The sequence below is a fragment of the Cellvibrio fibrivorans genome, assembly GCF_031457055.1.
Classification (GTDB): domain Bacteria; phylum Pseudomonadota; class Gammaproteobacteria; order Pseudomonadales; family Cellvibrionaceae; genus Cellvibrio; species Cellvibrio fibrivorans.
In genome coordinates this window covers 12666-32685 of sequence record NZ_JAVDVX010000003.1, presented here as the reverse complement: position 1 = coordinate 32685, position 20020 = coordinate 12666, and the positions used below count along the sequence as shown (strand labels likewise).

Genomic DNA, 20020 nt, shown 5'->3' with positions numbered 1-20020 from the left:
ATAGCTGGACTATAAACTCTATAGCTACTAGAGAGTCAAGCGAGGTATTCACATGAAAATTGGTACCCTGGCAAAACAGACGGGCGTGCCTGTCCAAACGATCCGATTTTATGAGCAGGAAGGATTGGTCTCAGTTCCGCAACGAACGGAAGGTAACTATCGACTGTACGATACGGATTCATTGCGGCAGTTGGGATTTATCAAACAGTGCCGGAATCTGGGACTCACGCTCGGTGAAATACGTGAATTAATAAGGTATCAGGCAACGCCTGAGAAAGCGTGTGAAGAGATCAACCATATCGTCGATACGCATGTACAGGAAGTCGATGCGCGCATTGCCGAACTCACCGCGTTACGGGCACAGCTCGTGGGTCTGCGTACCCAATGCAATGACAATCGGGCCGTTAAAGACTGCGGGATTTTACAGGCGCTCACCAAGGTGGAATAACGCTCGTATCGTTGAAGGATGACGAACAGCGGGCGCCAAGGTGTCATTGGCACCACCAATGATGCAGAAGTAAACCTTGTACGTGTTTTTATCATCTGAAGATGGCGCTGTGTACGATGCTAATTTCACCTACAAATTTAAAAACTTGGAATAAGGCGTCGTGCACTGACAAATTGCCATGTCTAATAAAACCAGCATCGCAATTCATTCTTAATATAGCCTTGTCGCTCTCATCTAAGGCGATTGCGCAATACCAGCGATAATTGGACAATCCGTGCGCTCATTACCGTGACAATTAGCGACCAGTCCCTAGATAACATCCAGCGAAGGCGCCAGCGCCAGTTTTGTCGAATACGACCGTGCGGCTAGTTCCAGCGCTTCGGAATCTTTAATCAAAATACCGTGCTGCGCCGCCACATCCGTATCCGCAATGCTGAGACGTCTCGTCCATTTCCTATACCTATGGTTTTCCAGCGTTAATGACAGCGTTACCTTTCAAATCCCTTTTGCGGGTGCGCAATAACCGATAAGCCACCGGCAGCACAAACAGCGACAGCAATGGTGCCGTAAGCATCCCGCCCACCATCGGTGCGGCAATCCGGCTCATGATTTCCGACCCCGTACCACTGCCTAAAAATATCGGCATCAAGCCCGCAACAATTACTGTCACCGTCATCATCTTGGGGCGTATTCGCAACACGGCACCTTCCTGAATGGCATCGAGTAAATCCTCTTGCGTTGTTGTGCCTGCTTCAATACGCCGCTGCCATGCCTGTTTCAGGTAGAGCAACATAATCACCCCGAATTCGGCGGACACTCCGGCCAGTGCAATAAACCCGACGGCTGTTGCAACCGAGAGCTCGTAATCCATTAAATATAAAAGCCAAATGCCTCCGGTTAACGCAAAAGGTAAGGTGCCCATGATTAACAGGGCTTCATCCAGGCGGGAAAATGTCAGGAATAACAGCACCAGAACAATAACGAGCGTTGCCGGGACTATCCATCGCAGGCGGGCATTGGCGCGTTCCATAAATTCAAACTGGCCGGCGTAGCTAATGCTGGTGCCCGGTAGTAAAGTCACCTCTTGGTTAATGGTTTGTTGCAGATCCCTCACCGTCGAACCCAAGTCGCGGTCGCGCACATCAATGTAAACCACACTGGTGGGACGGGCATTTTCGCTCTTGAGCATACTGGGGCCATCGGTAACTTTGATGGTGGCAATCGTACCCAATGTGATTTGGCTGCCGAGTGGCGTAATGATGGGTAGGTTTTGCAGCTTGCCAATGCTGTCACGCCAATCGCGCGGATAGCGCAGGTTGATAGGGAAACGTGCACGTCCATCTACGACTTCACCAATATTGTCGCCGCCAATTAGACTGCTTACTACGGACTGCGCCTGAGTGATGCTCAGACCATAACGTGCGAGTGCAGCGCGGTCGAACTGGATATCAAGATAGCGCCCACCACCCAAGCGCTCGGCAACTGCCGAGGAGATACCGGGGACGGTTTTGGCAACTTGCGCAACCTGTTGGGCGACATGGTCTATATCGGCCAGGTTCTGGCCTGCAACCTTGACGCCGATGGGGCTTTTGATCCCGGTGGCCAGCATATCGATGCGGTTGCGGATGGGCGGAATCCAGATATTGGATAGCCCCGGTATTTTGACCCGTGCATCCAGTTCAGCCATGAGTTTTTCGGGAGTCATGCCGAGGCGCCACTGATCACGGGGCTTAAACTGGATGGTAGTTTCAAACATCTCCAGCGGGGCCGGATCAGTAGCGCTGTCACTGCGGCCAGCCTTGCCAAACACGCGCTCCACTTCCGGGACAGTTTTAATCAGCCGATCTGTTTGTTGCAGCAAGCGGCTGGCCTGTTGGGCACTTAACCCCGGCAAGGCACTGGGCATGTACAGTAAATCCCCTTCGTCCAGCGGCGGCAGGAATTCACTGCCCAGCTGGCTCAGTGGCCAGGCGGTGCTCAGTAATACCGCCAATGCAAAACCCAGTGTCGTTTTCGGGTGACGCAAAACTCCGGTCAACAGTGGACGATAACTCCGGATCAGCCAGCGATTGATGGGGTTTTGATGTTCCGCCGGAATCCGGCCACGAATCCAGTAGCCCATCAGCACCGGAATTAGCGTCACCGACAGGCCAGCTGCTGCTGCCATCGCATAGGTTTTGGTAAAAGCGAGTGGGCCAAAGAGCCGACCTTCCTGTGCTTCCAGCGTAAATACCGGAATAAACGAGAGAGTGACAATGAGCAGCGAGAAAAACAGCGCTGGCCCAACCTCGGCGGCCGCTTGGGTCAATACCTGCCAGCGTTTCTCACCGATAAGTTCTTGCTCGGGATGTTGCTGCTGCCATCGCTCCACATGTTTGTGGGCGTTTTCAATCATCACGATGGCCGCATCCACCATCGCCCCGATAGCAATCGCAATACCGCCGAGCGACATGATGTTGGCGTTAATCCCTTGATGACGCATAACAACAAAGGCGATCAATACACCAAGTGGTAAGGCGACAATCGCTACCACCGCAGAGCGCCAATGCCAGAGGAATAAGGCGCAGACCAGTGCCACCACTAAAAACTCTTCCAGAAGCTTGTGGGTCAGGTTGGCGACAGCACGGTCGATCAGCAAACTGCGGTCATAGGTGGTGGTGATCTCAACCCCGGAGGGTAAGCTGCTTTGGAGTTGCGCCAATTTTTCCTTAACTGCTGCGATAGTGGCGCGGGCATTTCCGCCCGAGCGCATCACCACAATACCGCCAGTCACTTCGCCTTCACCGTCCAGTTCCGCAATGCCCCGGCGCATTTCCGGCCCGAGCTGGATGTGGGCAACATCGGCCAGGGTAACGGGAATGTTATCGACTAACTTCAGTGGTATGGATTTGAAATCATCGAGCGTGTGCAGATAACCACTGGCACGGATCATTAGTTCGGCTTCACCCAGCTCAAGAACACCACCTCCGGTTTCCTGGTTGGCCTGTTTTACAGCGGTAGTCACCGCTTCATGGGACAGGTTATGGGCTGCCAGGCGGATTGGATCGAGCACTACTTGGTATTGCTTGACCATACCGCCGATAGCGGCGACTTCGGCCACATCCGGCAATGGTGCCAACTCAAAACGCAGGAACCAGTCCTGCAGTGCTCGCAGTTGGGCAATATCGTGCTGACCCGTCTTATCGACCAAGGCGTATTGGAATATCCAGCCCACGCCGGTGGCATCCGGCCCTAATGCCGGTTTGGCGCTGGCCGGTAGCTGCGCCTGCATTTGGCTCAAGGACTCCAACACGCGGGAGCGTGCCCAGTACAGATCGGTACCATCCTCAAACAAGACATACACAAAGCTATCGCCGTACATCGAATAACCGCGCACGGTTTTAGCGCCGGGTACCGAGAGCATTTTGCTGGCCAGCGGGTAAGTCACCTGATTTTCCACCAGCTCGGGCGCTTGCCCTGGGAAACTGGTGCGGATAATGACTTGCACATCTGAGAGGTCGGGTAAGGCGTCAATCGGTGTGGTTTTGACGGCCCAAATGCCCCAGCCAGTGAGCAGCAGTGAGGCCAACAGCACCAATACGCGGTGCGCAACAGACCAATGAATCAAACGGCTAATCATGGTCATATCCTCCCGCTGTTTTTGGTGCTATCCCCAAAAAGGAGGCTTCGGAATCGAGCAGGAACTGGCCGCTGACTACTACCTCCTGATCCTCCTCCAAACCTTCGCGGATGAGGGTCTGGTTACCTATCTCGCGGCCGGTGACAACCTCCACCGGGCGAAACTTGCTACCGGCTTCAGCCAGCATCACCAACACCCGTTTGCCCGTGCGGATGACTGCTTCTGTGGGCACAAACAATCCGGTTTCTTTAGTGGATGATTGCAGCAGCACACGTCCACTGGTGCCGGGTTTCAGGCGCGCTTCGGGGTTGTCCAACAGGATACGGGCAGTCAGGGTGCGGGAGCTGTCATTGAGTGAGGGCAACAGGTATTCCAGTGTGCCGGTCAAAGCTGGCTCAGCGGGATTGGCGGAATGGAAAATAGCCTTGTCACCTGGATGCAAGCCAGTTGCTCGCGCTTCAGGAATGGCAGCATCCAGCCACAGGCTATCCAGGTTGTTAATTTTTGCCAGAGTAGCGCCGCTGACCAGCGCCATACCGGTTTTAACATCCAGCATATCCAACACACCCGAGATGGGCGAAGTGATAGTTACACGGGTCTCCGGTTGGCGGGTTTTTTCCACCTTGGCAATCAGGGCATCGGGCATCCCGAGTAATTGCAGGCGTGCGCGCAATGTCGCTAACAAATGCGGGTTCTGTCCAACCGGCTGGGAGAGCAGTTCATTTTGGGCATCCAGCCATTCGGGTATCTGAAATTCGGCAAGCGGCTGACCGGCGCTGACATGATCGCCCACCGCTAGCGGCCAGGCTTTTTCCACAAAACCCGCCGCGCGCAATTGCAATATCGCCTGGTTGCGCTGGTTAAATTGCAGTTGCCCGACCACTTCCAGCTCGTGGGCTATTGGCAGGCGTTGCACTCTGGTTTTGCGCATTCCCAGGTTTTGTACCAAACCCGCGGCAACCGTTAATGCGGGAGCAGCTTCATCCGCTGCCGCGTATTTGGGTACCAATTCCATATCCATGAAGGGTGATGGACCCGGTTTATCAAAATGCTGGTCGGGGACCATAGGGTCATACCAGTAGAGCACCTTAGGTTCCTGTTTGGCCGCATCAGCAGCATCCTTTTGCGGCGGTGGTATAGGGGTGGATTTATGCAGGTGCTGCCAACCAACACCTAGCGCAATGCCGAGTAGCAACGTGCCTAGCCCAACGGCTGCAAGCAGACGTACAGAGAGATTATTCATTTAGGTGATTCCCGAGAGACGATAAAAAACGTCTCGCCTAAACACCCGGCATCTTTACCGGTTTAAGCGAGGTGTAATCGTATTAACTCAGGAGGCGTTCGGAGGTCGCCAGATACCGGCGGGATTGAAGACAGCAATATTCAGCGGACGAGTTTTAGTGTGTGCAGTCAAATTTGAAAGAGAGAAAAACGACGCGGGTGTATAGAGATATACCTGCACGGGTGTTTTACAGAGATGACAGGATTTGGCGGTTTCACAGGGATTTATTGCATCATCGTCATCTGCATCGGGGCAGCAAGGCATAGCTTCACTATCACCCGATTCATCCATCACCATGGTCATTTCTTCAGGGCACGGTGAGGCAGACAGCAGAATTTCTGCCGCGACTTGCAGGGGCATCACGAAACTCAGCAGTAAGACGAATAGCAATGAACAGTGGCGCATGGTTTAAGCATAGCTCAATGCAGGCGATAGAAAAATACGTCACCCAAGATTAAGGTGTGTAAGTTCTTAAAATTCACTCACCCGAGTCTATTGATCGTTGATAGAGATTTTTTCCCGTTTCAACCTCAGGGCATTTCCAATCACCGATGCAGAGCTGAGGCTCATTGCCAGTGCGGCAATCATTGGCGACAACAACCAGCCCGTCCAGGGAAAAAGTATTCCGGCAGCAATCGGAATTCCCAAACCATTGTACAAGAATGCAAACATCAGGTTCTGTTTCATATTGGTCACGGTCGCCTCCGATAAAAAGCGCGCGACCGCAATACCGCGTAGATCACCTTTCACCAAAGTAACTTGTGCGCTGTTCATCGCTACGTCAGTACCCGTGCCCATGGCAATACCCACATCGGCTTTGGCCAAGGCGGGTGCATCATTGATTCCATCGCCCGCCATGGCAACAACCTTGCCCTCGGCTTGCAAGCGTTCAACCAAACGCAATTTATCCTCTGGTTTCACTTCACCGTAGACTTCATCGATACCCAGGCGCGCCGCCACGGCTTTGGCTGTTGTAAGGCCATCACCCGTCGCCATAATAATGCGCAAACCAGCGGCTTTTAGCGTTGCCAAGGCTTCCGGTGTACTGGCCTTGACGGGGTCAGACACCGCAAGCAGACCCGCGAGCTGCCCATCCACTGCCAGGTACATAACACTGGCACCTTCACTGCGTAAGGTTTCGGCTTCGGGCACCAGCGGTGCGACAACTACACCCTGTTGCTCCATCAGCACCGTGTTTCCCAGCGCCAGCTTGCGCCCTGAAACTGTTCCGTACACACCGATGCCGGAACCTGACTCAAATTGTTCAACTTTTTCCAATGAGAGATTGCGCTCGCGCGCCGCCCGGACAATGGCATCGGCCAGCGGATGTTCGCTTCCTTGATCAAGGCTTGCGGCAAGGCGCAACACATCGTCTTCACTAAATCCCTGCGTAGGTACCGCACGATCAAATGCAGGCCGCCCTTCAGTCAAGGTTCCCGTTTTATCGATAATGAGTGTATCTATCTTGCGGAAGTTTTCGATGGCGGCTGCGTCCCGAAACAGTACACCTTGGGTGGCACCACGCCCGGTGGCCACCATGATCGACATAGGTGTAGCCAGCCCTAGTGCGCAAGGGCAAGCAATAATCAGTACGGCTACCGCGTTAATTAATCCGAATACCCAACGCGGTTCAGGGCCGAACAGACCCCAGGCAAAAAAGGTCAGCACGGCAATCGCGACCACCGCAACGACAAAATAACCGGCGACCGAATCCGCCATGCGTTGCATCGGCGCTTTGGAGCGCTGCGCTTGCGCCACCATCTGAACAATCTGCGCCAACATGGTAGCCGACCCTACGCGCTCAGATTCAATGGTGAGTGCACCATTGGTATTCAGTGTTGCGCCAATCACTTTATCACCCGTGCGTTTCATCACTGGCAGCGGCTCGCCGGTCAGCATGGATTCATCCACAGCGCTGCTGCCTTCCACAACGACACCATCCACGGGTACTTTTTCGCCGGGGCGAACACGCAACTTGTCACCGACATGGACATGCGTGAGTGGCACATCCTCTTCAGTGTTATCGTCGCGAATGCGTCGTGCTGTTTTTGGTGCTAACCCCAGCAAGGATTTGATCGCCGCTGAGGTCTGCGAACGCGCCTTTAATTCCAATAGTTGTCCTAGCAGCGTCAATGAAATAATGACGGCTGCCGCCTCGAAATAAACGGAGACCCGTCCCATCGATACGAAGGATTCGGGGAATACGTTGGGGGCCAATGTTGCTACAAGGCTGTAAACAAATGCAGCGCCTGTACCCAAGCTAATCAACGTCCACATGTTGGGGCTGCGATTGATGATTGACTGCCAGCCGCGCACAAAAAAAGGCGCTCCAGCCCACAAAATGATAGGCAATGTCAGAATCAATTCGATCCAGGTTTGAGTAGATACATCAAACAAATGAAGTTGATGACCGACCATGGCAAGAACAGTGACAATGACAGTCAGCGGCAATGTCCACCAAAACCGGCGAGTGAAATCACGCAACTCCGGATTTTCGTCTTCATCGAGTTCGGGCAACAATGGCTCTAAAGTCATACCGCATTTAGGGCAATTACCCGGTTGCTCCTGACGTATTTCAGGATGCATTGGGCAGGTGTAGATAGCGCCAGTGATCGCTTCAGAAGCGGGTTGCACCGCATTCTTCGCCTGCTGAGGTTGCGGCGTAGCAACTTGCGAATGTGCATGACTCCCGCTGTGCTGTTCCGATGTTTTAGTTATGTATTTTTCTGCCGTGGCGATGAACGTCGTTTGGCAACGTCCACTGCAAAAGTAGTACATGTGTCCCTCGTGCTCACACCGATGCGATGATTGTTCAGTAACAGACATTCCACAAACAGGATCTTTGAGAACTTCTGAATCCGGTTTATTTGATTGATGCGAATGAGCGTGGTTATGTTCCATGGGTTCCCTCGTGATGCGGTGCATTATCAAGTTGCCTGCTAAGAAAGCGCCTTCCAACTCAGTGTTGGGTTCGGCGATCATTCATAAATTTTATGTGAATTAACATTCGTAACCGCTATCGTGAAAACTATTGGATCGGTATGGCTGTGCTTTGTCGCGCGCGGTTTTGCCACAACTTTACCAACTCCAATATCAACAAGGGGATAGTGCTAATTACGAGTAGCAAGACGCAATCCTCTAGCGATAAGAATGTGGTTTTCAAAAACAATCCCAAGGTGGCGTTGTGGTGCGCCCACACCTGTAAACCAATCACCAGAAATACCACAACCGCCAAGATTAGATTGGTGCGCAAAGGAATTCGCCACAGTGCCTTGGTTTCACTGCGGGCACCAAAGGCACGCAACAATTCTGCAAAAACGAGCGTGGTAAAGGCTTTGGTGCGTGCCAGTTCTTCACTGCCAGTTTGTAAGCTATAAAAGTAAACCGCAAAGGCGACTCCCGCAGTCAGCAGCCCCGTCAAAAACATCGTCCCGAGAAAATTATTCGCCGCAATATGTTCATCGCGCGGGCGTGGACGTTGCTTCATAACATCCGGGTCAATGGCGTCTGTAGCGAGACACAGTGCCGGTAGACCATCGGTAACCAGGTTAATCCAGAGTAGATGTATAGGTAAGAGTGGTGCTGGTAAACCCATAATAACGCACAGAGTCATTAATAAAAGTTCACCGGTATTACCGGCTAATAGATACTGCAAAGTTTTGCGAATATTGCTGTAAATGCCACGCCCTTCTTCAACTGCCGCCACTATGGTGGCGAAGTTATCGTCAGTGATGACCATATCCGCAGCTTGTTTGGTGACTTCGGTACCGGAGCGCCCCATCGCGATGCCGATATCGGCACCTTCAATGGCGGGCGCGTCGTTTACGCCGTCGCCAGTCATGGCAACCACCGCGCCATTCGCTTTCCATGCGCGAACTATGCGTAGCTTGTGCGCAGCAGTGACGCGCGCATAAACGGCGATGGTTGAGGCGCGCCGCGCTAACTCATCTTCACTTATACCATCTAACTCGGGTCCTGCGACCACAACGTCAGTATCTGTCGCAATGCCAAGATCGCGGGCTATAGCGAGCGCCGTGTGCGGATGATCGCCCGTGATCATGACCACGCGGATACCCGCCGATACACATTTGGCCACGGCGACTTTTGCCTCGGCACGCGGTGGGTCGACCATGCCGCTCAAGCCGACAAACACCAAATCCTGTTCTATCGCGGCTGCACTTAAATCGGCGGGCAACTGCTGCCCTAAGTCGCGATAAGCTGAACCGAGTACACGCAAGGCTTGTTGCCCCAGGACAGTATTTTGCTCCTGGATGCGCGCGCGGTCGGCGTCCGTCAGTGGCAGCACTCCTCTGGCGGTATAAAACCGAGTGCAGGCTTGCAGGAGCACATCGGGCGCGCCATTGACCATCGCGCGCAAATTACCGTCTTCCAAGCGGCGAATAACGCAGCTGCGCTTGCGATCCGAATCAAAGGGAATTTCATGTTGTTTGGGAAGGCGCTGCTCAAAGCTGGATGGTTCACGACCGGCTTGTTCGCTAAACACTTTATGAGCCGCCGCCAGTAACGCACCTTCTGTGGGGTCGCCAATCACTTGCCAGTGGCCATCTTCCTCCACTAAATGCGCGTTATTACAGCCGATTAATAGCGTCGCAAGCTCCTGCAAGGCGGCAGTGTCGGGAACATTTACCGGGTTGTTGTTAAGCAAAATCTCACCCTTAGGTGCATAACCTTCGCCGGTTACCGTAAAGCTTTGCTCCGCTACACATAAAGCACGCACTGTCATTTGGCCGACCGTTAGCGTGCCGGTTTTATCAGTACAAATGACGGAGGTAGAACCCAGGATTTCTACTGCCGGTAGTTTGCGGATGAGCGCACTGCGGCGCGACATGCGCATAACACCCAGCGCCAGCGCCACTGTCACGATGGTCGGCAAACCTTCGGGAACAGCTGCAACCGCGAGACTGACAGCAGACATCACCAGTTCCAGTGGCGGGCTGCCACGCCACCAGCCGAGCATAAATAAGAGCGTGACTATCGCCAGCGAAAACCACACCAATATGCGCCCAAACGAATCCAGCTTTTGTTGTAAAGGCGTACCTTCGCTGCTGCTGGCATCTTCAATTAAGCGCGCAATTTGGCCCAACTCGGTGTTCATCGCCGTAGCGACTACAAGCGCAGTGGCAGCGCCGTTGGCCACGCTGGTACCGGCGAAGACCATGTTGTCGCGGTCACCGAGCGGGGCATCTGCTGCCAGGAGAGTATTAGATTGTTTCTCAACCGATTCTGATTCGCCGGTTAACGCCGATTCGGTAATTTTTAGGGAAGCCGCTTGCAGCAACCGCGCATCCGCTGCTACCAGATCACCGGCTTCCAGCATGAGAATATCGCCCACGACAATATCGGCTGCCGGAATGATAATTACCTGACCATCGCGCTTTACTTTCGCTTGCGGTGCGGTCATGTTTTTCAGCGCCGCAATAGATTTTTCGGCTTTGTATTCCTGATAAAACCCGATAACCGCATTGAGCACCACGATCGCGACAATGACCACAAAATCGATCATGTCCCCCAACACTCCCGAAATCACCGCCGCGCCTAACAAAACCCAGATCATGACGCTTTTAAATTGTGCGGCAATAATCTTAAGCACACTCGTGGGTGCACCTTCCTGCAAAGTATTGGCGCCTTCGGAGTTTAAGTATGCGGCGGCCTCTACCGCTGAGAGCCCGTTTTCCGTACTGCTCAATTGCTTGAACAGATTGGCGACTTCTACTTGCCACGGCGCAACCACTGAGCGCAACACTTTCGTAGTTTGGGATGGTGGCGGTGACGTAGGTGCAGATTCAGGCATATATTTATCTACGGTCTTTTTTAAGCTCATGGTGTGAGCACTGGCACTGGTTGCGCATTATTTTCAGCAACAGGCAAGTTGTGACCATAGACACGGCGATAAACACACGGAATCACCAATAGTGTTAGGAAAATAAGTGAAAGCAATCCACCGAACATGGGTGATGCCAGCGTTTTCATAACATCTGCACCTAAACCTGTGGCAAGCATGACCGGCATGAGTCCAAATACATTCATGGCAACGGCCATTAACACCGAGCGCAAACTGTTTTTAGCACCTTCCACGATGGCGAGCTGGCCATCGCTTGCTGTAAGAAGCCGACCTTCCGTTTGCCAGCGCCGCCAGGACTGATCCAGAAATACCATCATGATTGACGTGGTAGACACCGCTACCCCAATCAACGCAATAGCTCCCGCCCACACAGCCACACTGGTGTTGTAGTTTAAAAACCACATTAAGATGATGCCGCCGCTTAAAGATAGAGGCACTGCGAGCATCACAATGAGCGCCTTTGAGGTGGACTGCATGCTGAAATACAAAAATGCAAATACCAGAGCGAGTGTTACGGGCAAGACGATAGCCATGCGCTTTTGCATGCGTGCGAGATACTCGTATTGGCCAGTCCAGGTGATGAAATACCCGGGCGGGATATGTACGGCGTCGGCGATGGCTGCTTTAGCATCGGTAACGTAACCACCGGCGTCGCGATTGAGCAGATCAATGTAAACATAACCCGCAAGTGAGCCGTTTTCATCCAGCACCATGGGTGGCCCGGTGCGGGTAATCAGCTTGCCCAGTTGGCTCAAAGGTACCTGCGCTCCAGCGGGTGTTGCCACCAGAATGTGTTCGATTTTTTCCACACTATCGCGCAGTTCGCGTGGGTAGCGTACGTTGATGGAATAGCGCTCGCGTCCCTCAACAGTTTCGGCGATATCCATCCCGCCAATTGCTGTTTCAATAACCATTTGCACATCGCCCAGTACGAGCCCGTACCGTGCCAGCGCCGCTTTATCGGCCTCAAAATCAAGGTAATTTCCACCGTTAATGCGTTCAGCATAGGCGCTGCGAGTGCCCGGTAGCTTGGCTAAGGTCTGCTCGATTTGCTGGCCAATATGCTCAATGGTGTTGAGGTCTGGCCCAAAAATTTTAATGCCCACGGGTGTGCGAATTCCGGTGGACAACATATCAATGCGGCCGCGCACGGGTTTCGTCCAGGCACGGTTTAAACCCGGTACCGCAACCGCCGCATCAAGCTCCTGAACTAAGGCTTCAGGGGTTAGCCCCGCCCGCCACTCTTTTTGAGGCTTTAAGCGGATGGTGTATTCAAACATCGACAACGGGGCGGGGTCAGTCGCGGTTTCAAAGCGCCCAGCCTTGCCAAATGAGCTAACCACTTCGGGGATAGCTTTAATCGCAAGGTTTTGGCGGGTGAGAATATCCTGCGCCGCCGTTACCGAAATACCAGGCACGGTGATGGGCATGTAGAGCAAATCGCCCTCCCATAAGGGCGGCATAAACTCTGAACCCAAGCGTAAAAATAACGCAGCAGACACCGCCATTAATAAAGCGGTGCTCGCAAACACGGTTTTAGTGTGGGCAACAGCCCAGCTCACCACTGGGGTGTAGATCGCTTGTAGCCAGCGGTTTAGCGGATTGTCGCTGGCTTTACGGATTCTCCCCTTAACAAAAAGCGCAATTAAAATAGGCACCAGAGTGATAGTGACTAAGGCCGCCGCGAGCATTGCAAAGGTTTTTGTGTAGGCGAGCGGATGGAACAGCTTGCCTTCTTGCGCCTGCAAGGCAAAAATCGGTAGAAACGAAATGCTGATAATCAGCAACGCGGAAAATATAGCGGGCCCAAGCTCGCGACACGCTTCTAACGCGAGTTCCTGCCGCGTTTTTTTGCCATCGGAATTGGCAATTTTGGTGTGGGTGTTTTCAATAAACACCACCACGCCATCCACAATATCGCCAACAGCCAGAATAATGCCGCCAAGCGACATAATATTGAGGCTGATATCAAAGTAATACATCGGGATAAGCGATAACAGCAGCGACAATGGAAGCGTAATAACTACCACCAAAATACTGCGGATATGAAATAGAAAAAACAGAATAACAATGCAGACCAGTATGATTTCTTCAATCAAATTCACTTTCAGGGTTTGAACCGCCTGGCCGATTAAATCGGAGCGGTCATACACTAATTGCAATTCCAACCCGGGTGGGAAAGCCCCCTTAACCGTGGCAATTTTTTCTTTAACGGCGGCAATCACCCGCGAAACATCTTCTCCCTGACGCATAACCACGACGCCACCAACCGTATCGCCCTGACCATTCAAATCGGAAATGCCACGGCGAATATTGGGCCCGAGTGTTACGCGCGCTACATCGGTCAGCAGTATAGGTGTGGCATCTGCACTGACACCGAGCGCAATGTTTTCCAGGTCGCGCGGATCTTTAACGTAGCCCAAGCCACGGATGTAATATTCTCGCTCAGAAATTTCTAACGTCCGACCGCCAACATCATTGTTACTTTTTCTAATTGCGCTAATCACACGCTCTAGCGAAAGGTTTAGCGCGGCGAGTTTATTGGGGTCAACCTCGACTTGATACTGCTTATCAAACCCGCCCACGCTCGCCACTTCGGCCACACCGGGGACAGCACTTAACCAATATTTAAGATACCAATCCTGAAAGGTTTTAATTTGCGCGAGATTATATTTACCCTCGGGATCAACCAACGCATATTGCAATACCCAACCAACCCCTGAAGCATCGGGGCCGATACTTGGCGTCACGCCTTCGGGCATTTGCCCGCTGATTTTTGAAAGATATTCCAACACGCGGGCACGCGCCCAATAGTTATCGGTACCATCTTCAAAAATGACGTAGACAAATGACATTCCAAACATGGAAAAGCCACGCGCAACTTTCACTTTGGGTGCGGAAAGCAAGGTGCTCACCAAGGGATAGGTGATTTGTGCTTCTACTAAGTCAGGGCTGCGCCCCATCCATTCTGAAAAAATAATGACTTGTGTTTCCGATAAGTCGGGAATGGCATCAACCTTAATATTTATTAAGCAGTAAGCACCCCAACCACCGAGTAGCAAGGCGGCAACAATGGTCGCTTTACTGTGGTTCCAGCACCAGGTAATGATCGCTGAGATCATAGCTGCTACTCCTTACCAGACGTGCTGTTGTTACTGGGCTTTTTACTGGTGTCACTAGCGTTGTCGCCATGACCACCGTGGCCGCCTGCTGCGGGCGTACCTTTACGCAATGCTGCTTGCAAACGGCTTTCAGCATCAATCAGAAAACTGGCGCTGACAACAACGGCTTCACCTTCGTTTAAGCCTGCGAGAATCGTCAGTTGATCGCCCACTCGCTGGCCAATTTTTACTTCACGCGGAATAAATTGGATATCACCGGTTTTTACAAACACAATCTTGCGCTGGCCGGTATCGAGCACGGCTTCATCGGGCACCACTAGCTGCTCGGTTAATTGTTTTTCAATGTCGGCATTGGCAAACATACCCGGCCGCAAAAATTGATCGGCGTTAGCAATTTCCACGCGCGCTTTAGCCGTGCGGGTTTGAATATCTATCTCCGGGTAAACGTAACTAATAACGCCCGTGTAGTGTTTACTAAGGTCATAAGGCAAGCTCACTGCTACTTTGTCGCCAATCTTTATCAAGGCGACATCCGCCTCATAGAGTGTTAGTAGTAGCCATACCTGGGCGATGTCAGCGAGATAGTAAAGCTCAGTGTCAGGCGTTACATAGGTGCCCAGAATCGCCGCTTTGCGGATGACTACGCCGGTTACGGGTGCATAAAATGTCAGTGCTTTTTTTGCTGTTTTTGCCGAGCGTAATCGCTGCAGTTCCACCTCGGCCACACCCCATAAGCGCAAGCGAGTCAGGGCGGCCTCTGCAACCTCAGTGGCTCCCGAGCCTTGCCGCCGCGCCGCTAAATATTCCTCTTGCGTACTGACCAAATCAGGGCTGTATAAATCAAACAAGGGCGCACCTTTGGTGACCGCTTTACCCACGTAATCGATGTGAATTTTTTCAATCCACCCACTGATGCGCGTATGTACATGCGCTTCCCGTGTTTGATCCGTGGTAATGCTGCCGACGGTGCGTATTTTATGAAACAATTTTTCGCGCGTAACAATTTGCGTTTGTACGCCCGCGGCTTTTTGTTGCTGATCTGAAACCGTAATCTCGGCGCGGTCATCAATAACACTTTTATCACTAGAGGCATTTCCGTGCTGCGTTTCACCGGAAGCATGGGCTTTCTGCTTATCATTAGAAGACAATGCTTTAGAGGATGATATTTCAGCAGACATCGCAAGCTGTGTTAGCAATGCAGTGGCAGCAAGCAAGGTGATATATAACCGGGATATTCTCATTACATTCCACCCATGCCGGAATTTCCGCCTTGATCAGTTGTAGAAGATTTTTTACCGGCAGGTTTGGGCTGGCTCATGCCACCGCCCATATTGACGGTGTCGGAAGCGGGCATGGCATCGCCCATATTGCCCGCACCAAAAACGGTGGGGCGTGATGGCGCCAACTTGAGAATGGGTGGCGAGGACAGCAATTCATTTAAACGGGTTTTTGCCAGTTCAACATCAATCCGCGCTGCAACTAATTCCAATTGTTGGATCGCCTGAATTTTTTCTATCGCAACATACTGCGACAAATTCATACGCCGGGACTGATAGGCAGATCGTGCATCGGCCAGTGCTAACTGTGTGTTAGGCAGCACATCGGTTTCGTACAACCTCACCAAGTCACGCGCAGAAATTAACGCTTGGTTTGCGTTCACCGATTCGCTAATCAGTTTATTGCGTAAATACACTTTATCCGATTCAACTGCTTGTTGCTCATAACGTGCGGCTGTTACCAAATGCGATTGCTTGTGTCCAAAATAAAGCGGTACGGTCATGCCGACCATGACACCCCAGTTGGATTTTTCAGTGTCCATCTCACCCATATTGCGCGGCTCCATTGCCATTATTTGCAGCACAAAATCCGGGTAATAGGAAAGCTTTGCTAATTTATATTCATGCGCAGATTGTTGTGTTTGCGCATCAAGTACGGCGAGTTCTGGTTGATCGTTAAACTCGGTTTCAGTGAAAGCTGGCTCAGTTGTGTGCGTAAAGTCAACAACACTTATTGGTAAGTCAGCTTCAGGCGGATGACCGCGCAATTCGTTAAGCGATGTACGTAACCAAAATTGTTCACGTTTAAGTTTTTGTTGTTCAATGGCAAGCGTAGCTAATTCCATTTTGGCTAACAGCCAATCGTGGTGTTCTGTGCCTCCCGCTTCATAACGTGCTTTGGCGCTTTGCATTGCAGAACGCACAGCAGTTTGCAGTTGTAAATTGAGGTTGATCGCTTGGGCGTTAAAAAAAGTACGATAAAAAAATTGTGTGGCGATTACTTTCAACTCACGACGTTGCGTTGCGGTTTCTTGCTCAGCAGTTTCCGCTTTGAGTGCGGCAATCTTTTCACGTGTGCCCCGTTTTCCGGGGAATGGTAAAGATTGGCTAATCTGATAACGATAGGCTTGCGGACTTTGCTCTCCGTAAGGAATCTCATCCATGCCAAATGCCACAAAAGGATCATCCAGCGCGCCTGCTGGTTTGATGCGGTGCTGTAGTGCTTTGTTGTATTGCTGTGCGGCAGACAAACCGGGATTGGAAGTATCAACTTGAGTCAGAAACTCTTCTAAAGTGAGGGAGCCTTGTTCGGCAAACACAGGCATCGCCACAAAGAGCGATAAAAATACTAGTGAAACTGAAAATGGAGATAATTTATTCATAAGTCCTCCATTTTTATTAATCCAATAGCTGTAATTAACGGTTTATTCAATTAACTAGCGCGTGCAGTGCAAGCCACGCGCGACAACAGGCTGCTAAGGTTTTTTCATGGCGATAGCTTCATGCTCTGCCGCCAGTGCTTCATATTCTTTGATATTAGACTCTGCGTTACTGATTAACTTATCACAGTGTTTGCGCATGCCAGCCATTGCGTCCTGGTTTTTGACATACCCCACTTCATAAGCCTTGCGCATTTTGGTATGCATGGCTAAATCTTTTTTGGCTTCAGTAATCTTGTCCTTGTAGTAACTTGCAATAGCATGATGTTGCTCAGGCTTATCAGCTATTTCTGAAATTAGCTTCTCAATGGGGGTTGAATGGGTGTCAGCCGCTATTGCAAATGCTGGCAAGAGTAATGCGGTGCTTAATATGAATGCAGAAAATACGGATGATTTTTTCATAAAGTTTTCCTTGGTAAGGTTAATGGTTGGATAATTACACGTGCTGTCTATCGTATACTTCTATGTGATACTTTTTTAAGCGATCTATGATTCCAAATAAAAAAATTGCTCTATTCATTTGCAAAGGAAAACCCTTCGATTAAATGACATATCTCATGTCCATTCGGCTCTTGGTTTGGCTTGTTTTTCCAGTCTTTCATTGCTTTTTTCATATGCTTTCGCAGTGCGCTCTGTTGGTTAAAACTTTGCTCTGTTTCTTGTAGCCTTTTTTCAAGAATTTGACGTACCAGAGGGCACGCCATCTTGCCCTTACTGGCTTCGCGAATGATTTCTTTAATATCATTCAGGGTGAAGCCTAGTTTCCGCGCACTCAGAATAAACTGCAGCCGCCTACGTTCTTCTTCACGATATTCTTTGTAATTATTGGCCGGGTTACGTTTTGGTTTGATCAATCCTATAAGCGTGTAATACCGGATAGTATCAGCGGAAATTGCCAATTCACGCGCCAGTTGAGCCACCCGCATACTTACTCCACATAATTTCTTCGACGTTTTTAATTTACTCCTTTCAACACTCTCGATCTTGATCAGGATCAAACCCAAGAGTTAAACCTAGGTTTAGATAGTGAATTCATTACATCCTAAATCTGTGTGCGGCTCACAGGTCAAGTGAACTTTTTATATTTGTCGTCAGATCGCGTATTTTTTTAATATTGCTAATAAGACTCTAGGGACGCCAAATGAATATTGAATTTGAATAGCAGTAGCTACCTTTACCTGTGGACGGTCTGTTCGCTATACAACATAGCAAGAGGAAGTAAGTTGGGCGGGCGGGTAAGCAGGGCCAAAGCTACTCGCGAAGCAAGTTCTTAAAGGAGGGAGTAAATTCGAAGCCGCGTAGGCGGCGCTAGAGAATCGAGGTATGTGTTTTTACATATCACTCATTCGTCCTGTTTGTCGGGATAGTCGCATAGCCTCATGCTCTTCCATCGCCAGTAGTGAACCAAGCAATGCCTTCGCCTCAGGAATGTCAGCCCTTTCTTCAATATCGCGATAAAGCTCAATAATTTGCTGGTGGTAATCAAAGACCTCTTGGCAGATATCGTCAAAACCAAGTTCCGCGTAGGGTGCATCGCAAGTCCGATGTGATTGGATAGGCTGGTGTGACAAGTAGTCGTAAATGTACGTTTTCATTACCTTGGACTCCGCCTGCGCTTCGAAGGCACTTACCATTTTTTCCATTTTGCCTTCATGCTCAGCCAGGTAATCAAGTAGTAATCGAGCACGCTCTTCTTCGTTTTTTGATGCGCAATGCGCAAGACATTTTGACAAATGCCCATGCAACTGACGGGTCCAGTCGATTAAGTCTGAGAAAGTTTTAATTTCCATGCCATGCACCTTATATGTTTACTTGACTATCTGGCTCATTTTCGAAGCTAAGAACATTCAGTGGATTATTTTTTTCCGTCTTCCATGCTGCGGTCGGTATCCCGATCTGGGCGCTTGTCTTCACCATGATTGTGCCCCCCGTGACCCTTGTGCATAAATAGATGCATCAACGGGCACAGCAAAATGATGAGATAAGGCAAATATGGCAGGGTGTGATTACCATGTTCTACTAACAAAAAATAGAGGGCGGCGCCAATCAGAGTGAGAGTCGCAAGCCCGTGTAGGCCAGACCAGTATCTAGGTGCATTTGCCATAACGATTTTTCCTATATCGACTCTGCGTTAAAAGTTTGAGAAGCTGGACTCAAGTGATGCACTAAACATTTTGGTACGGTAACTAGACTAGTCCGATTGTTTACGTGATTAGTTGATACAGATCAATCGTTCATGCGATGACAATCCATATCTGCCAATGGAGTGAAGACAAATACTTATCTTGCATTAGCGAACTATTTGTAAGGCAATCTCTGTACGTTGACCCACATAGACACCCCAACTTTCTGGCTAATTTTTTAAATATATCTAGTGGTGAGTACTTTCACCTTCCCCTCGGGTAGTCAATATCTGATATTGCTCCGGTGTTAATGATGGAAGCTTCTGAATAAATGCCACCATTGCCCAAATACGTTGGTCATCGTGTGTTGGCCCCCAAGCGGGCATACCGCTGGCTTTTATTCCATGTTTAATGATCCAGAATTGCCGGCGCGCGCTGTTGGTTTTGTTATCAAGCGGCAGCGATAAATTTGGCGGACTTGGATAAAGCCCAATACTCATATCACTTTGCGTGCGCCCCGGCTTTAAATGACACTGGGCACACATATCGTTGTAATCCGGCCCACCACTGAGGAGTAGTTGGGAATCGTTTAAATCAGGAACGTCAATTTCCGCAGCGGCGCGCGCAATGGATCGCTCACGCAAGGTTTCCAGCAGCCAATAAGTTGCTTTATTGTGTGGCACATCGGCGCCTATCGGGTATAGCCCTGCATTGACATAAGCATATGCTACGGCCAGTGCGGCAACACTAAGCAGGATGATCCATTTAATGGTTTTCATGTATCGTTCTCCAGATTAACAACGGATGTACAGCAAACACTGTCATCCGTGTCCAATAGCGATTTGTG

General features: G+C 50.7%; 14 protein-coding genes. 1 reads left to right on the top strand and 13 read right to left on the bottom strand.

Annotated elements, in window-relative coordinates:
- The first annotated feature begins 52 nt into the window (after positions 1-52).
- A complete protein-coding gene (gene cadR / locus J2X05_RS08785) occupies positions 53-448 on the top strand; it encodes a Cd(II)/Pb(II)-responsive transcriptional regulator (protein ID WP_310071435.1) in 396 nt (131 codons plus the stop codon).
- A gap of 460 nt (positions 449-908) precedes the next feature.
- On the opposite strand, the gene J2X05_RS08780 is transcribed toward cadR, so the two are convergent.
- The 13 genes from J2X05_RS08780 to J2X05_RS08720 all read right to left on the bottom strand — a co-directional run bounded on the left by J2X05_RS08780 (position 909) and on the right by J2X05_RS08720 (position 19952).
- Positions 909-4067, bottom strand: coding sequence for an efflux RND transporter permease subunit (locus tag J2X05_RS08780; protein WP_310071433.1), 3159 nt, complete (start codon positions 4065-4067; stop codon positions 909-911).
- Complete coding sequence (locus J2X05_RS08775; RefSeq protein ID WP_310071432.1) at positions 4060-5310, bottom strand: efflux RND transporter periplasmic adaptor subunit; 1251 nt, start codon at positions 5308-5310, stop codon at positions 4060-4062. The genes J2X05_RS08780 and J2X05_RS08775 overlap by 8 nt, the downstream gene beginning before the upstream one ends.
- Positions 5311-5397: 87 nt before the next feature.
- Positions 5398-5709, bottom strand: a complete 312-nt coding sequence (locus J2X05_RS08770) for a hypothetical protein (RefSeq protein ID WP_310071429.1) — start codon at positions 5707-5709, stop codon at positions 5398-5400.
- Between the two features lie 132 nt (positions 5710-5841).
- Complete coding sequence (locus tag J2X05_RS08765; RefSeq protein WP_310071426.1) at positions 5842-8175, bottom strand: heavy metal translocating P-type ATPase; 2334 nt, start codon at positions 8173-8175, stop codon at positions 5842-5844.
- A gap of 202 nt (positions 8176-8377) precedes the next feature.
- Entirely contained in the window at positions 8378-11191 is a 2814-nt protein-coding gene (locus J2X05_RS08760) for a cation-translocating P-type ATPase (RefSeq protein WP_310071424.1), read from the bottom strand.
- The gene (locus J2X05_RS08755) at positions 11188-14334 is read right to left on the bottom strand and encodes an efflux RND transporter permease subunit (protein WP_310071421.1); all 3147 of its coding nucleotides are present in this window, start codon (positions 14332-14334) and stop codon (positions 11188-11190) included. Before J2X05_RS08755 ends, J2X05_RS08760 begins: the two co-directional genes overlap by 4 nt.
- A gap of 5 nt (positions 14335-14339) precedes the next feature.
- Positions 14340-15575, bottom strand: coding sequence for an efflux RND transporter periplasmic adaptor subunit (locus J2X05_RS08750; RefSeq protein WP_310071420.1), 1236 nt, complete (start codon positions 15573-15575; stop codon positions 14340-14342).
- Positions 15575-16993: a TolC family protein gene (locus J2X05_RS08745; RefSeq protein WP_310071416.1), complete on the bottom strand. Its 1419-nt coding sequence runs from the start codon at positions 16991-16993 to the stop codon at positions 15575-15577. The genes J2X05_RS08750 and J2X05_RS08745 overlap by 1 nt, the downstream gene beginning before the upstream one ends.
- A 93-nt stretch (positions 16994-17086) precedes the next feature.
- Positions 17087-17452 (bottom strand): hypothetical protein, encoded by a 366-nt coding sequence (locus tag J2X05_RS08740; RefSeq protein ID WP_310071411.1) that lies wholly within the window; start codon positions 17450-17452, stop codon positions 17087-17089.
- 110 nt (positions 17453-17562) lie between these two features.
- A complete protein-coding gene (locus J2X05_RS08735) occupies positions 17563-17976 on the bottom strand; it encodes a MerR family transcriptional regulator (protein ID WP_310071409.1) in 414 nt (137 codons plus the stop codon).
- Between the two features lie 405 nt (positions 17977-18381).
- Positions 18382-18840 (bottom strand): ATPase, encoded by a 459-nt coding sequence (locus J2X05_RS08730; protein ID WP_310071406.1) that lies wholly within the window; start codon positions 18838-18840, stop codon positions 18382-18384.
- A gap of 65 nt (positions 18841-18905) precedes the next feature.
- Positions 18906-19154, bottom strand: coding sequence for a DUF2933 domain-containing protein (locus J2X05_RS08725; protein WP_310071404.1), 249 nt, complete (start codon positions 19152-19154; stop codon positions 18906-18908).
- Positions 19155-19421: 267 nt separating this feature from the next.
- Positions 19422-19952: a c-type cytochrome gene (locus J2X05_RS08720; protein WP_310071401.1), complete on the bottom strand. Its 531-nt coding sequence runs from the start codon at positions 19950-19952 to the stop codon at positions 19422-19424.
- Between the last annotated feature and the right edge of the window lie 68 nt (positions 19953-20020).

Excerpts from the sequence above, each read along its gene's own strand:
- J2X05_RS08720 (WP_310071401.1), bottom strand. The coding sequence starts at position 19,952 with ATGAAAACCATTAAATGGATCATCCTGCTTAGTGTTGCCGCACTGGCC.
- J2X05_RS08775 (WP_310071432.1), bottom strand. The coding sequence starts at position 5,310 with ATGAATAATCTCTCTGTACGTCTGCTTGCAGCCGTTGGGCTAGGCACG.
- cadR (WP_310071435.1), top strand. The coding sequence starts at position 53 with ATGAAAATTGGTACCCTGGCAAAACAGACGGGCGTGCCTGTCCAAACG.
- J2X05_RS08755 (WP_310071421.1), bottom strand. The coding sequence starts at position 14,334 with ATGATCTCAGCGATCATTACCTGGTGCTGGAACCACAGTAAAGCGACC.
- J2X05_RS08780 (WP_310071433.1), bottom strand. The coding sequence starts at position 4,067 with ATGATTAGCCGTTTGATTCATTGGTCTGTTGCGCACCGCGTATTGGTG.
- J2X05_RS08725 (WP_310071404.1), bottom strand. The coding sequence starts at position 19,154 with ATGGCAAATGCACCTAGATACTGGTCTGGCCTACACGGGCTTGCGACT.
- J2X05_RS08740 (WP_310071411.1), bottom strand. The coding sequence starts at position 17,452 with ATGAAAAAATCATCCGTATTTTCTGCATTCATATTAAGCACCGCATTA.
- J2X05_RS08735 (WP_310071409.1), bottom strand. The coding sequence starts at position 17,976 with ATGCGGGTGGCTCAACTGGCGCGTGAATTGGCAATTTCCGCTGATACT.
- J2X05_RS08750 (WP_310071420.1), bottom strand. The coding sequence starts at position 15,575 with ATGAGAATATCCCGGTTATATATCACCTTGCTTGCTGCCACTGCATTG.
- J2X05_RS08745 (WP_310071416.1), bottom strand. The coding sequence starts at position 16,993 with ATGAATAAATTATCTCCATTTTCAGTTTCACTAGTATTTTTATCGCTC.
- J2X05_RS08760 (WP_310071424.1), bottom strand. The coding sequence starts at position 11,191 with ATGAGCTTAAAAAAGACCGTAGATAAATATATGCCTGAATCTGCACCT.
- J2X05_RS08770 (WP_310071429.1), bottom strand. The coding sequence starts at position 5,709 with ATGCCCCTGCAAGTCGCGGCAGAAATTCTGCTGTCTGCCTCACCGTGC.
- J2X05_RS08730 (WP_310071406.1), bottom strand. The coding sequence starts at position 18,840 with ATGGAAATTAAAACTTTCTCAGACTTAATCGACTGGACCCGTCAGTTG.
- J2X05_RS08765 (WP_310071426.1), bottom strand. The coding sequence starts at position 8,175 with ATGTCTGTTACTGAACAATCATCGCATCGGTGTGAGCACGAGGGACAC.